General features: G+C 66.4%; 14 protein-coding genes, 1 other RNA gene and 2 pseudogenes. 6 read left to right on the forward strand and 11 right to left on the reverse strand.

Annotation, left to right across the window (positions count from 1 at the left end; translation table 11 throughout):
• Positions 1-265 precede the first annotated feature (265 nt).
• Positions 266-490: pseudogene (locus H609_RS14305) on the reverse strand (hypothetical protein).
• Between the two features lie 367 nt (positions 491-857).
• The gene (orn, locus tag H609_RS0109790; protein WP_028484857.1) at positions 858-1421 is read right to left on the reverse strand and encodes an oligoribonuclease; all 564 of its coding nucleotides are present in this window, start codon (positions 1419-1421) and stop codon (positions 858-860) included.
• Positions 1422-1548: 127 nt separating this feature from the next.
• On the opposite strand from orn, the gene H609_RS0109795 reads away from it, so the two are divergent.
• The 3 genes from H609_RS0109795 to rsgA are packed head-to-tail and all read left to right on the forward strand — an operon-like array spanning position 1549 to position 3115.
• A complete protein-coding gene (locus tag H609_RS0109795) occupies positions 1549-1869 on the forward strand; it encodes a cytochrome c (protein WP_018866558.1) in 321 nt (106 codons plus the stop codon).
• Positions 1862-2197 carry a 4a-hydroxytetrahydrobiopterin dehydratase gene (locus H609_RS0109800; RefSeq protein ID WP_018866557.1) on the forward strand — a complete coding sequence of 112 codons (336 nt, stop codon included), beginning with the start codon at positions 1862-1864 and terminating at the stop codon, positions 2195-2197. Before H609_RS0109795 ends, H609_RS0109800 begins: the two co-directional genes overlap by 8 nt.
• Before the next feature lie 21 nt (positions 2198-2218).
• Entirely contained in the window at positions 2219-3115 is an 897-nt protein-coding gene (gene rsgA / locus H609_RS0109805; protein ID WP_018877985.1) for a ribosome small subunit-dependent GTPase A, read from the forward strand.
• 380 nt (positions 3116-3495) lie between these two features.
• Here the strand turns inward: rsgA and H609_RS0109810 are convergent, their stop codons facing one another.
• The 6 genes from H609_RS0109810 to ffs all read right to left on the reverse strand — a co-directional run bounded on the left by H609_RS0109810 (position 3496) and on the right by ffs (position 7709).
• A complete protein-coding gene (locus H609_RS0109810) occupies positions 3496-4302 on the reverse strand; it encodes a hypothetical protein (protein ID WP_369772231.1) in 807 nt (268 codons plus the stop codon).
• Between the two features lie 30 nt (positions 4303-4332).
• The gene (locus H609_RS0109815; RefSeq protein ID WP_018866554.1) at positions 4333-4677 is read right to left on the reverse strand and encodes a histidine triad nucleotide-binding protein; all 345 of its coding nucleotides are present in this window, start codon (positions 4675-4677) and stop codon (positions 4333-4335) included.
• A gap of 37 nt (positions 4678-4714) precedes the next feature.
• Positions 4715-5305, reverse strand: a complete 591-nt coding sequence (gene recR, locus H609_RS0109820; protein ID WP_018866553.1) for a recombination mediator RecR — start codon at positions 5303-5305, stop codon at positions 4715-4717.
• 22 nt (positions 5306-5327) lie between these two features.
• Positions 5328-5654, reverse strand: a complete 327-nt coding sequence (locus tag H609_RS0109825; protein WP_018866552.1) for a YbaB/EbfC family nucleoid-associated protein — start codon at positions 5652-5654, stop codon at positions 5328-5330.
• A gap of 43 nt (positions 5655-5697) precedes the next feature.
• A complete protein-coding gene (dnaX, locus tag H609_RS0109830) occupies positions 5698-7527 on the reverse strand; it encodes a DNA polymerase III subunit gamma/tau (RefSeq protein WP_028484858.1) in 1830 nt (609 codons plus the stop codon).
• A gap of 85 nt (positions 7528-7612) precedes the next feature.
• Positions 7613-7709: signal recognition particle sRNA small type (gene ffs, locus H609_RS13940), an RNA gene on the reverse strand.
• A 278-nt stretch (positions 7710-7987) separates the two neighbouring features.
• Between ffs and H609_RS0109835 the strand changes: the two genes are divergently transcribed.
• Together H609_RS0109835 and gorA are read left to right on the forward strand one after the other, a co-directional pair.
• Positions 7988-8737 (forward strand): glutathione peroxidase, encoded by a 750-nt coding sequence (locus H609_RS0109835; RefSeq protein ID WP_028484859.1) that lies wholly within the window; start codon positions 7988-7990, stop codon positions 8735-8737.
• A gap of 180 nt (positions 8738-8917) precedes the next feature.
• Positions 8918-10312 (forward strand): glutathione-disulfide reductase, encoded by a 1395-nt coding sequence (gene gorA / locus H609_RS0109840; protein ID WP_018866549.1) that lies wholly within the window; start codon positions 8918-8920, stop codon positions 10310-10312.
• A gap of 103 nt (positions 10313-10415) precedes the next feature.
• On the opposite strand, the gene H609_RS13405 is transcribed toward gorA, so the two are convergent.
• The 3 genes and pseudogenes from H609_RS13405 to H609_RS0109850 all read right to left on the reverse strand — a co-directional run bounded on the left by H609_RS13405 (position 10416) and on the right by H609_RS0109850 (position 11862).
• Positions 10416-10640, reverse strand: coding sequence for a hypothetical protein (locus H609_RS13405; protein ID WP_369773658.1), 225 nt, complete (start codon positions 10638-10640; stop codon positions 10416-10418).
• A gap of 289 nt (positions 10641-10929) precedes the next feature.
• A pseudogene (locus H609_RS13410) lies at positions 10930-11325 on the reverse strand (outer membrane beta-barrel protein); the annotation flags it as partial.
• 243 nt (positions 11326-11568) lie between these two features.
• Positions 11569-11862: a hypothetical protein gene (locus tag H609_RS0109850; protein ID WP_231366583.1), complete on the reverse strand. Its 294-nt coding sequence runs from the start codon at positions 11860-11862 to the stop codon at positions 11569-11571.
• Positions 11863-12160: 298 nt separating this feature from the next.
• Here H609_RS0109850 and H609_RS13950 point away from each other — a divergent pair, with 298 nt between their 5' ends.
• Positions 12161-12325: a DUF1328 domain-containing protein gene (locus H609_RS13950; RefSeq protein ID WP_018866545.1), complete on the forward strand. Its 165-nt coding sequence runs from the start codon at positions 12161-12163 to the stop codon at positions 12323-12325.
• Positions 12326-12434 lie beyond the last annotated feature (109 nt).

Raw genomic sequence — 12434 nt, forward strand, 5'->3', positions numbered from 1 at the left:
ACGATCCGGGCCTGGTTCGTCGTTCGCTGGTAACGGTGGCTTCGTTCGGCCGCCTGCCTTGTTGTGGCTGGCCCTGGTTCGTCGCTCGGTGTTTACGGTGGCTCCGGTCCGCATACTGCCCGGCGCTGACTCGCCAGCGCGCCGCGAGGTCCTTTCTTGCTTGCCCAAGAAAGGACCCAAAGAAGGGCACCCGGATTTCGCCCGGGAACCTCGCTCCGGACGTGCTGGGCCGGCGGCGCTGAACTCGCTGCGCCTTCGGCTCCGCTCAGACATCCAGCGCCCCGAATTTATGGAAAACGGGCCGGCCCATCACGCCCTCCGCGAGGGGCTCCATACGGGAGGCGAAGGTCAAAACCGAACGCATCACCATGTTTGCGCCTAACCATAGGCAATGCCGCTCGAAAGCCCCTGGCGCCCGCTACGCGGGCGCGGCACGCAACGGCCGCAGGCCGAGCGTGCCCAGGTGTCGGCAGACCCAGCCCCCATCCATTGGCACAAAGGTCAGAACCGCCGTTGTCTTGACCTTGACCCCCCGTTGTCGTCGCGCCGAGTGGAGAGGGTTTTCGCGGGAGAAAAGGCGCTGGATGTCTGAGCGAAGCGCAGCGTAGCGAGTTCAGCGCCGCCCGCGAAAACCCTCGGAGCGAGGGAAGCCCCGGCCCGCACAGCGGGCCGGGGTCGCGGCAGTCGGGCGTGTTTCTTGGGTACTTCTTTGCACGAGCAAAGAAGTACCTCGCGGCGCGCTGGCGAGTCAGCGCCGGGCAGGCGGCGGACCGAAGCCACCGTAAACACCCGATGCCGAACCAGGCCCAGCCACTACAAGGCAGGCGGCCGAACGAAGCCCCCGCAAACTTCGCAGATCAGTGCTGCGAGGCCGGCGGCAGCTGGATAAAGCGCTCGCGATACAGGCGCAGCTCGTCGATCGAGTCGCGGATATCCTGCAGCGCCTGATGCGAAGCATTCTTGCGCAACTGCGCGATCACATCCGGCGCCCAGCGCCGCGCGAGCTCCTTCAGCGTCGAGACATCCAGGTTGCGGTAGTGGAAGTACTGCTCCAGCTCCGGCATCAACCGCGCCATGAAGCGCCGATCCTGGCAAATCGAATTGCCACACATCGGCGAGGCCCCCTTCGGCACGTACTGCGCCAGAAACTCCAGGGTCGCCTGTTCCGCATCCCGGGTCTCCGACGAACTGTTGCGCACACGCTCGATCAGCCCCGAGGTCCCGTGGGTGCGCTGGTTCCACTCGTCCATCGCCTCCAGGACCGCCGCCGGCTGGTAGATCGCGATGACCGGCCCCTCGGCAAGGATGTTCAGTTCCTTGTCGGTGACAATGGTGGCCACCTCCAGGATGCGGTCGGTCTGCGGCTCCAGCCCCGTCATTTCGAGGTCGATCCAGACCAGGTTCTCGGCATTCACGGCCATCTTGTGCCTCCTTGGCGGACAGCCCACGCCTGCATGCTGGCTGCCCTTTCATCTGTCGCAGGAGTCTATCATCATGGTTGCAAGGCTCGTGACCACGGGCCCAAACCCCCGCCACAAGGAGGGAAGCATGCGACATACCCATACCAGCATTGCCACCGCCGCGACCGTGCTCGCGCTGAGCCTGGGCGGCGCGAGCACGGCCCTGGCCGACGACATCCGCGTGGGACAGGACCTGCACAGCGACAACTGCATCAGTTGCCATGCCGACATGGTCGGGGGCGACGGCTCCGGGCTGTACACCCGCGACAACCGCATGGTCGGCTCGCACGACGAACTGGTCGCCCAGGTCAACAACTGCAACGTCAACCTTGGCACCAACTGGTTCGACGACGAAGTCAACGCCGTGGTCGCCTATCTCAACGCGGAGTACTACCAGTTCGATGAGTGATCTCAAGAGCAAGCACTGCCAGTCCTGCGAGGGCTTCACTGACCCGATGCCGCGGGAGGACGCGGAGCGCGCCCTTAAGCAACTGCATGACGGCTGGGGCATCGACGAGGCCGGCAAGAGCATCCAGCGCAGTTTCAAGTTCAAGAACTTCCACGAGACCATGGCCTTCGTGAACGCCGTGGCCTGGATTGCCCATGTCGAGGATCACCATCCCGACATGGCCGTCGGCTTCAACCGCTGCGCGGTGGAATTCTCGACCCATGCCATCGGCGGCCTGAGCGAGAACGACTTCATCTGTGCCGCGCGTATCGATGCCCTGTTCGAGTAACCCCCGCCCGGGAGTCCCGGCTTGAGCCGGGTCGCCCGGGTCTTCGCCCGCCACAACCAGATGGCCGACATCGCGGTGGACCACGAGCCGCCGCGACGCCTGCGGCTGCACCGGCGCTTCCGCGACCTCGCCTGTGGCGACCGCGTGGAGCTGGACGCCGCGGGAGAACAGGTTGCGCGCCAGCTCGATCGCGACAACGTCCTGGTCCGGCGGGACGGGTTCGGGCGACGCAAGGTGATTGCCGCCAACATCGACTGCGTATGGATCGTGATCGCGCCGGAACCCGCCCCGTCGCGTAACTTGATCGACCGCTTTCTGGTCGCGATCCTGAACCTCCCCGCGCGCCCGCGCCTGCTGGTGAACAAGCAGGACACCGGCCCCGCCGAGCCCCCCGAGTGGCTGGCCGCCTATCGCGAACTGGATCTCGATCCGCTGTACGTCTCCGCCAGGACCGGGTATGGGCTGGACGAACTGGCGGCGGCCGCGGCCGGGCACACCAATATCCTGGTTGGTCAGTCCGGCGTCGGAAAGTCCTCGCTGGTGGCCGCCCTGCTCGATCAATACGGGATCGCCGACGCCATAGCGCCGGCCACCGGCGATCTCGCCGCCTCCGGCGAGGGCCGCCATACCACGGTCACCGCGCAGTGGTACCCGCTGGCCAACGGGGGCGCCTGGATCGACTCGCCCGGCGTGCGCGACTTCACGCCCGAGATCCCGTCACTGGATACCCTGGAGCGCGGCTTCCCGGACATCGCGGAACGGGCGGTGGCCTGCCGCTTTCGCGACTGTCGCCACCAGACCGAACCGGGCTGTGCGGTTCGCGCCGCCATCGACGCCGGCGAACTCCCCGCGGAGCGCCTGCAGGCCTGGCACGAACTCGCCGCCGAAATCCCCGCCCAGACCCGCGCCCGCGGCTAAAGGCCGTTTGTTTTCACCACGAAGCGCACGAAGGCACGAAGAAGGGCAAGGGCAAGGGCAAGGGCAAGGGCAAGGGCGTTCTACCACGGAGAACACAGAGGGCACGGAGTGAGAGGGCACGGAGTGGACCTTGGGGACGGTAACAGCGAAAACCTAATGTCCAGGTTTCTGGGGCGTTTCACCCAGCCTTCGAGGATTCCGGCAATCGTCTTGCCATACTCCGTGTCCTCTGTGATCTCTGTGGTTACACGGTTTTGCCCTTCTTCGTGCCTTCGTGAGCTTCGTGGTGACAATCAGAGGAACGCAGGGAGGCCGCACCGTGGATAGCGTGCAGTGAGAGTCGCGGTGGAACGTGTGGGGGGCAGCGGCGGGGGCCGGGATCAGAAGGTCAGGCCCATCTCGACGCCGATGACGGAGGAGGTCGGCTCGCGGCTTGCACCCTCGAACTCGAGGCGATCGGCCAGCCAGTTGTCCGCCGAGTTCAGCGAATAGTCGTCGTAGTACAGGCTCAGGGAGAGCTCGGACTGGTTCTGCAGGCGCAGGCGGCCGTCCAGGCTCAGGTAGCCGGCAGTACGGCCCGTCTCGCGATAGCGCGTGCCATAGCCAAAGCCCAGGTCACGGGCCTCGCTGGACAGGGGCTGGCGCACCCCCACCCGGAACTGGCTGTCGAAGCGACCGGAGGCAAAGGTCGGACCGAAGCTGAAGTCGGTGAAATACGCGGTGGACTCGCTGGCGGGGCCGAGGTCGTTCCAGTCCGGCCGGGTCTCCATGCCCAGCCCCAGATTCAGGCCGTAGCCAAAACCACCGCCCAGCTCCTGGTGGTAACCGCCCACCGCCTCGAACTGGCGCGTGCTGGCGAAGGCATTGTCGGTATCGTCGAGGATCGAGGCATCCCCGGTACTGCGGACCGACAGCCGGTAGCGCGAATCGCTGTCGCGACCGGTCTCCGGTTCGCCGCGCAGCGTGGTGATCGCCGCATCCGGACCCGCGAACCCCTGCGTCTGAGGCGACGCGAGCAGCGAATAGCGGTCGTCCGCGCTGGCCGGCGCCGCTGCGACCGCGAACCCGCCGACCAGCAGCACTCCAGCGACCAGCGAAGAACGGGGCCCACGCAGACGAACCCGCCCCAGGCCTTGCACCTGAGGCGGGTTCGTCGGGGCTGCACCGTTCAGTCCGTGTCGCGTCACAACAGTGATCCGTATTGTTGTTCTTCTTGCCTAGCCCGGGGGCCAGCTCAGCGCACGCCCGGCCAGGACATGCATGTGTATATGGTAGACCGTCTGGCCCCCGTGTTCGTTGCAATTCATCACGGTTCGATAACCGTTTTCCGCAAATCCGCGATCGCGTGCAATCTGCGCGGCCACCCGGGTCATCTGCCCGATGATCGGGGCGTCGGCCGCGTCCAGATCATTGAGCGTGGCGATGTGCTTTTTCGGGATCACCAGCACATGTTCGGGGGCCTGCGGATTCAGGTCTTCGAAGGCCAGCACCGCGTCGTCCTCGAAGACCACCTTCGCCGGGATCTCCCCCGCCACGATCCTGCAGAACACACAATCGGTCATGCCGCCACTCCCGTATCGGTCAAAATATTACCACGTATCAATATTCACGCCGACCCGACAGCGCATGCGCCAGGGTCCCGGCATCGATGTACTCCAGTTCGCCACCACTGGGAATACCCTGGGCAATCCGGGTGGTGCGCACCCCGTGGCGCGCCGCCATCTCCGCGAGGTAATGGGCGGTCACCTCGCCCTCCACCGACGTGTTTGTCGCCAGGATCAGTTCTTCCACGCCCTCGGCCTGCAGGCGCGCCTCCAGCCGGTTCAGCCCCAGCTCTTCCGGGCCGATGCCGTCCAGCGGGGACAGTCGCCCGAGGAGCACATGAAAGCGCCCGCCGAAATCGGTCGCCGACTCGATCGCCAGCACGTCCCCGGGGCTTTCCACCACGCAGATCACCCGCGAATCGCGTTCCGGATCGGCACACCGACTGCAGGTTTCGGCCGCGGTGAGCGTGCGGCAGACGGAACAGTGCCCGATACGCTGGACCGCGTCGTCGACCGCCCGCGACAGGCGCCGCGCGCCCTCGCGGTCGCGCTCCAGCAGGTGCAGGGCCATGCGCCGTGCCGATTTCGCCCCGACCCCGGGGAGACAGCGCAGCGCCTGGACCAGCTCGTCCAGTTCCGCATCCATCAGACGCGTCCGACCCGGCCGGTCAGAACGGCAGCTTCATGCCCGCCGGCAGGCCCATGCCCTCGGTCAGGCTGCCCATGCGCTCCTGCGTGGTCGACTCGACCTTCTGCACCGCGTCGTTGATGGCCGCGGCCACCAGATCCTCGATCATGTCGCGGTCATCCTCGAACAGGCTGGGGTCGATCTTGACCCGGCGCGCCGCGTACTTGCCGGTCAGGACCACGCTGACCAGCCCGCCACCGGCCTGGCCCTCGATCTCCATCTCGGCCAGCTCGGCCTGCACCTTCTGCATATCTTCCTGCATCTTCTGGGCCTGCTTCATCAGGCCGCCCATGCCACCTTTCATCATCGGTTCGATCTCCTGCCCCGCAACGCGGCGGTTTCTGGTTCAGTTACTTGTCTGGCGTGGCGCCGCCGGTCGAGGGGGCCTCGCCGGGTTCGCGAATCCGCACGGCCCCCAGTTCGGCGCCAAATTCCTCGCCCAGCGCCTGGACCACCGGGTCCTCGCGCATGGCCGTCTCGGCGCTAGCCTGACGCTCCGCCGAGGCCGCCGCAAGCCGGGCCGCGGGGGTCTCCCCGGAAGGCTCGGACTGGTTGACGATCTCCAGGCGCAGGCTGTGGCCCAGGGCGTTCTCCAGCGCATCCTTCAGCCGGCCCTTGGCACGATCGGTACACAGTGTGCCCGGGGCCACCGCGATCACCACGCGTTCCGCGTCATGCTCGCGCAGCTCGGCGTGCCGGGCGAGTTCGCGCACCGTGCCCATGGGCAGCCCCTCGGCGAAGCGGTACCAGTCGAAAGCGCCATCCGCCGCGACGGGCGGCGCAGCCGCCTCCGGCGCGGAAGGGCCGGCCGTGGAAGGCGACGCCTCGCGCGCCTGGCGCGGCGCGGTGTCACCGGCCGGTGCTTCGGCCTGCGATACCGGCGGTGCCGGCTCGTTCACCTGTTCGCGGGGGCGTGACGGCGGCGCGCTGGCGGCGCCGTCACGCCCGGTCGGGCCGGCGGCAGTTGCCGGGGGACTGGCGGAAGCCGCCGATGCCCGGGATGCAGTGCGCGTGGTCGGCGCCGACGCGGTCCCGTCGGTACTGGCCGGCCGACGCGGCGGGGTATCACCGGACTCGCCCGCAGGCCCGGGAACAGGCTCCGGCCGAAAGGCCAGCAGCCGCAACAGGGTCATCTCCACGCCCATGCGCGCGTCCGGGGCATAGGGCAGATCACGCACCCCGTGCACCAGGATCTGATAGGCCATCTGGATCGTCTCCGGGTCGACCCGGTCGGCGGCCTCCCGGGCCCAGACGAGCGCCTCTTCGCCCGCCCCGGGAGCCGTGCCGGCCACCTGCTGGACGGCCACCTGATGCACCAGCGCGGCCAGTTCATCCAGCAGCCGCGACCAGTCGGGGCCCAGGGCATCCAGCTCCGCCAGCCCCGCCAGCAGGCCGGGGCCGTCCCCGGCAAACACGGCATCCAGCAAGCCGGCCAGGCGCGTGCGCGGGAGCAGCCCGAGCATGTCGCAGGCATCGGATTCGCTCAGGCGTTCACCGCCATAGGCAATCGCCTGGTCGGTCAGGCTCAGGGCATCGCGCATCGAGCCCTCGGCCGCCTCGCCCAGGCGCAGCAGCGCGCCCGGCTCCGCCTCCACGCCCTCGGCGGCGAGGATGCGCGTCAGGTGCTCGGCGATCATCGCCGGCGGCATCGGCTTCAGGTTGAACTGCAGGCAGCGCGACAGCACGGTGACCGGCAGTTTTTGCGGGTCAGTCGTCGCCAGCAGGAACTTCACGTGGTCCGGCGGCTCTTCCAGCGTCTTCAACAGGGCGTTGAAGCTCTTCTCGGAGAGCATGTGGACCTCGTCGATCAGGTACACCTTGAAACGCCCGGTGGTCGGCGCGTAGGAGACGTTGTCCAGCAGCTCGCGGGTGTCGTCCACCCGGGTGCGCGACGCGGCATCCACCTCGATCAGATCCAGATGGCGACCCTCGGCAATCTCGACGCAGGAGCGGCACTCGCCGCAGGGCGTGGCGGTCACGCCGGTCTCGCAATTCAGGCAGCGCGCGAGGATGCGGGCGATGGTGGTCTTGCCCACCCCACGGGTCCCGGCAAACAGGTAGGCATGATGCAGCCGATCGCCGCTGAGGGCATTGGCCAGGGCGCGCACCACATGCGGCTGCCCGACCAGGTCCTCGAAGCGCGAGGGACGCCACTTGCGGGCCAGAACCTGGTGACTCATGCCTCCCCCGTCGATCGAGTCATGTGCACGCCCGGGTGCGGGCATCACCGCAGGGGTCCGGGCCGCAGGGAAATAGGGTGGTGGCCCGCACCCGCCACACCCCGGCGCCCGACGCAGCTGCTACCGTTGCTCCCTTCCGGGCCTGGCGGGGTTCACAGCCTGTCGTCGCGAGGGGACTGATACGGACCACCATAACGCGGTCCGCGATTCGGCGTTTCCGAATCGGGGCGGCAAGCTTCCGCATTTCCGGCGAACGCGTCAACCTTAGGACCAGGCAATGGAATCGCTGCAACCACCGCGACCGGCAGAACGATAGTCAGAAGCTAACGATCAAATAGAAAAGAAACACTGGATCAATCATTAGCCAGGCCTTATCTTGAGTCCCGTAGTCGGGCATCGGCCCGGCCGAAAACAAAATCTTTTCTCTGGCAATCAACACTCAACTGAAGGAGTACAACTCATGGAACTCGAAAATCGCGAAGGTCAGCGCGTACCGGAAGTCACCTTCCGCTGCCGCAAGGACAACGACTGGAACGACGTGCGCTCGGAAGACCTGTTCAAGGGTCGCAACGTGATCGTGTTCGCCCTGCCGGGCGCGTTCACCCCGACCTGCTCCTCCGCCCACGTGCCGCGTTACAACGAACTGGCGCCGGTGCTCAAGGAGCACGGCATCGACGAGATCGTCTGCATCTCGGTCAACGATGGCTTCGTGATGGAGGCCTGGCAGGCCGACCAGCAGGCCGACCGCGTGACCTTCATCGCCGACGGCAACGGCGAGTTCACCGAGCAGATGGGCATGCTGGTCGACAAGAGCGACCTCGGCTTCGGCCACCGCTCCTGGCGCTACTCCATGCTGGTGCGCGATGGCGTGATCGAGAAGCAGTTCATCGAGCCGGACGAACCGGGCGACCCCTTCGTCGTCTCCGACGCCGACACTATGCTCGCCCACGTCGCCCCGGATGCGGCCTGCCCCGAAGACGTGGTCGTCTTCACCAAGCCGGGCTGCCCGTACTGCGCCAGCGCCAAGGAGATGCTGGAGAACGCCGGCCTGGATTACGAAGAGATCATCCTGGGCCGCGACGCCAGCCTGCGCAGCCTGCGCGCCGCCACCGGCGCGATGACCGTCCCGCAGGTGTTCGTGGGCGGCCACCGCATCGGCGGCTCGGAAGATCTGCAGGAGTGGATCTCCCGCGAGAAGAAGGCGGCGTAAGTCGTCTCTGCCCCTCGGGGCGGGTGCTGTCCCGCCCCGGGTGGTCACCCGGAACATGGGTGGCCATCCGTGTCCGGATGCCCGCACGGGCGGACGTCCGGACACGGATGGCAGATCCTGGCGCCCGCGCGCAACGCGGTCGTTATGTAACACTTTCACCGAACCCTTCGAGGAATCGACATGGAACACTACGACATCATCGTGATTGGCGGCGGCAGCGGCGGTCTGGCCGTGGCGGAACGCGCCGCCCCGCACGGCGCGCGCGTCGCCGTGTTCGATCCCAAGCCGCTGGGCGGCACCTGCGTGAACGAGGGCTGTGTGCCCAAGAAACTCACCTGGTACGCCGCGGAGCATATGTCGCACGCCCGCGAAGCCGGCGAGTTCGGCGTGGACGTCGAGATCAAGGGCATCCGCTACGCCGACCTGGCCAACAAGCGCCAGGCCATGCTGAAGGACCTGAACCAGTTCTGGTCCGGACACCTGGAAAAGCTGGGTGTGACCCACATCCCGGAACGCGCCCGCCTGACCGGCAAGAACCAGGTGGTCAGCGACAGCGGAACCGAATACACCGCCGAACGCATCGTGCTGGCGATGGGCGGCGCCCCGATCGTGCCGCCGCTGGAGGGGGCCGAGCTGGGCGCGACCTCCGACGACTTCTTCGAATGGACCGAGCTGCCGGAATCCATCGCCGTGATCGGCGCCGGCTACATCGGCCTGGAGATGGCCGGGATGCTGCGCTCCATGGGCGTGAAGACCGACGTGGTCGCCATGGAGGACCGCGTGCTGGAGATGTTCGACCCGATGGTCTCGCAGGCGCTGGACCAGCACATGGAGCATCAGGGCATCGATCGCCATCTGGGCGTGAAGGTCGCCGGCCTGGGCGGCAAACCCGGCGCCGTGACCGTCCAGCTCGAGGGCGGCCAGGAGCTGGGCCCCTATGAGAAGGTCCTGTGGGCCGTCGGCCGCAAGCCGGCCACCAGCGACATGGGCCTGGAAGAGGCCGGAGTCGAGATCGCCCGCGGCGGCATCATCCCGGTGGACGAATGGCAGGCCACCAATGTCGACGGCATCTACGCCCTGGGCGATATCATCGGCAAGGGGCCGCTGACCCCGGTGGCGATCGCCGCCGGCCGGCGCCTGGCCGCCCACTGGTATGCCCCGGAGACAAAGCCGGTACCGGTGGACTACGACCAGATCCCCACAGTCACCTTCACCCACCCGACCGCGGGCATGGTGGGTCTGACCGAGCCGCAGGCGGTGGAGAAGCACGGCGACTCGGTACGCGTCTACGAGACCCAGTTCGGCGGCCTGAACCGCGCGTTCGCCGAGGGCGAGGTGCCGCCGGTGGCCATGAAGCTGGTCTGCGCCGGGGAGGATGAAAAGGTCGTCGGCATCCACATGATCGGCGCGAATGTCGACGAGATGCTTCAGGGCTTCGCCGTGGCGGTGCGCATGGGCGCGACCAAGCGCGACCTGGACCTGACCATCCCGCTGCACCCCACCAGTGCCGAGGAGCTGGTCACCCTGAAGGAAGGCCGCCCCGGGCGCCAGGAAGGCCTGGCCCAGGCCGCCTGACCCCCGCCCCGCCCTCCCTCACGCAAAACGCCGCCCCGGAACACATCCCGGGGCGGCGTCTTTTCTTGCGCGTGCGGTCTGCCGAAGCCCGCGCGGTCGGTTGTCAGAATCGCCAGCCCAACGACGCGGTGAAGGCGTCGATCTTGTAGTCGCTGTCGAAGTCGTAGCGCTCAAACTCGGCGCGAATCAGGAAGCGATCCAGCTTCACCTGCGCACCCACTCCGTAGAGCGGGTCCACGCCATCGTTGTTACGCAGGGTAAGGCTCTCATCCCCCAGGTTCCCGCGCACATCCGCATCCCACTTGGCGAGACCCGCCAAGGGAAACACTGGATAATGTACGCGTTCGCGCTCGAGTCGCTTTCGCGTGCGAACAAGGCGCGGTGACTGCCGTGCAGTCATTCTGCACAAGGGAACCGCAACGCCGTGCGCGCGCCCGTTTTTGATCAACAACGGGCGGCCGGGCCCCGTCTTTCACTAGCTTGTGGGGGTTGGCACCCCAGGTTCCCCGATCCTGCGTTGCACCGCTTGCGGGTAGAACCACTACCCGCTGCACGGCGCGCCTTGCCTCGGAGAACCTGGGGTGTCAACGCGAGCGTGTACATTATCCAGTGTTTCCCTCGGCAAAGAACTCGAAATGCTGCCCGATCGGCAGCTTGCCGAGCACGCTCGCCCCGTAGGCACTCGACTTGATGTCGGTGTGCGCACCCTGCTCGTCACCGCGCAGCTTCACCTTCCCGAGGTCGGAGTAGACCCCCTCGACCCCCACGTAAGGATTGAAATTGTATCCAACGAACCCGCGCCAGACGTTGTCGTCATCATCCAGGCGGTAGTCGGAGGCACCAGAACCAATAAAATCAGCGACCTCGTCCCGATCATTCTTCAGCGAGCTGAAACCCGTTCCCAGGCCCATGTACAGCCCCTCGCTCCGGTCGGATGGATCCGCCATCACTCCCTGCGGTACCAGAAGACCCGAGGCTGCCACTGCAACGGTTGCAAGCAGGAATTTTTTCATTTGCGCGTCTCCTTGAAACATTGTTGATCACCAAAGGCGCGCCGATTCTCCCGAACCGTCATATAACCAAAAAGGCCGAACCTGTGATGTCCTCCGGATAACCGCAAAAACCCCAAAAGCGCCCCACTCACAACGCGAACCCGACCACAATCAGCACCGCAAAAATGCGCGGGGACGACGCTGATCCACCGACACGCGCCCCCGGATCCCGCAGGACCCGTGCCGGGTTAAGGACACCCGGTGTCAGTCCAGTTCGCGCAGCGGGTCCTCGTTCGCGGAAGGCGCCTGCTCGCCACCGGCTTCGTCCTGCTGGCGTTCTTCCTCGCGCAGATCCTCGACCCAGCCACGCAGGTCCTCCTCTACCTCCTCGACCGTTTCGTCCACGGTCTCGCCGGCCTCCTGTGCCGGGCCGGAGTCGGAACACCCCGCCAGCAGGCCGGCAAGGCCCAGGACCAGGCCCACTGCATATACCGGATGCCGGGTCCAATACGCACCGGGGTCCACGCCCGCGTCTTTTACTCGCACGTCATTGTTCATCTCGCACCTGCCCGTGAATTAAATACTCAAGGTGTTGTCCGGCCAACCCGGGTCCTGTCGTTCACCGAACCATTCTCATGGAAACGCAGCGCGCGCCGCGGGAACGGATTCACATTCGAGGACTCGCTCTTATTGCACCGCGTACCAGTTTGCAAAATGCGTCCTCAACATGCGCGCCGCGTCGCGATTCGAAAAACCGAAATGAGAACGGGTGCGCCAAGCCGGATACAAACCCCACACTGAATCAAAATTTCTGCCCTACACTGATATTTTCAGATGACCGAAAAGGAGAAAACCGATGCTGGGATGGGCCCTGTTGTTTCTGATTGTCGCGATCGTGGCGGGCGCGCTCGGCCTCAGCGGCATCGCCGGAGCCGCCACGCAGATCGCCTGGATCCTGTTTGTCGTGGGGCTGATCCTGGCCGTGGTCTTCTTCATCACCGGGCGCCGGCCCCCGCTTTAGCGAAACGCCCGTCTCCATCACCCCGGAGGCGGGTGTAACGGTAAGAAACACCGGTGTTACGCGACGTAACACACTGAAGAACCAGCCGGGCGCAAGTCACTGTTCCGCC

Origin of the sequence: Thioalkalivibrio sp. ALE17, from assembly GCF_000425605.1 — a bacterium.
In the GTDB taxonomy this organism is placed as follows: Bacteria; Pseudomonadota; Gammaproteobacteria; order Ectothiorhodospirales; family Ectothiorhodospiraceae; genus Thioalkalivibrio.

What these genes read in the sequence shown, in the direction of transcription:
- orn (WP_028484857.1), bottom strand. Translation starts at nt 1,421, where the DNA reads ATGGCCGTGAATGCCGAGAACCTGGTCTGGATCGACCTCGAAATGACG.
- H609_RS0109795 (WP_018866558.1), top strand. Translation starts at nt 1,549, where the DNA reads ATGCGACATACCCATACCAGCATTGCCACCGCCGCGACCGTGCTCGCG.
- H609_RS0109800 (WP_018866557.1), top strand. Translation starts at nt 1,862, where the DNA reads ATGAGTGATCTCAAGAGCAAGCACTGCCAGTCCTGCGAGGGCTTCACT.
- H609_RS0109815 (WP_018866554.1), bottom strand. Translation starts at nt 4,677, where the DNA reads ATGACCGATTGTGTGTTCTGCAGGATCGTGGCGGGGGAGATCCCGGCG.
- recR (WP_018866553.1), bottom strand. Translation starts at nt 5,305, where the DNA reads ATGGATGCGGAACTGGACGAGCTGGTCCAGGCGCTGCGCTGTCTCCCC.
- H609_RS0109825 (WP_018866552.1), bottom strand. Translation starts at nt 5,654, where the DNA reads ATGATGAAAGGTGGCATGGGCGGCCTGATGAAGCAGGCCCAGAAGATG.
- dnaX (WP_028484858.1), bottom strand. Translation starts at nt 7,527, where the DNA reads ATGAGTCACCAGGTTCTGGCCCGCAAGTGGCGTCCCTCGCGCTTCGAG.
- H609_RS0109835 (WP_028484859.1), top strand. Translation starts at nt 7,988, where the DNA reads ATGGAACTCGAAAATCGCGAAGGTCAGCGCGTACCGGAAGTCACCTTC.
- gorA (WP_018866549.1), top strand. Translation starts at nt 8,918, where the DNA reads ATGGAACACTACGACATCATCGTGATTGGCGGCGGCAGCGGCGGTCTG.
- H609_RS0109850 (WP_231366583.1), bottom strand. Translation starts at nt 11,862, where the DNA reads ATGAACAATGACGTGCGAGTAAAAGACGCGGGCGTGGACCCCGGTGCG.
- H609_RS13950 (WP_018866545.1), top strand. Translation starts at nt 12,161, where the DNA reads ATGCTGGGATGGGCCCTGTTGTTTCTGATTGTCGCGATCGTGGCGGGC.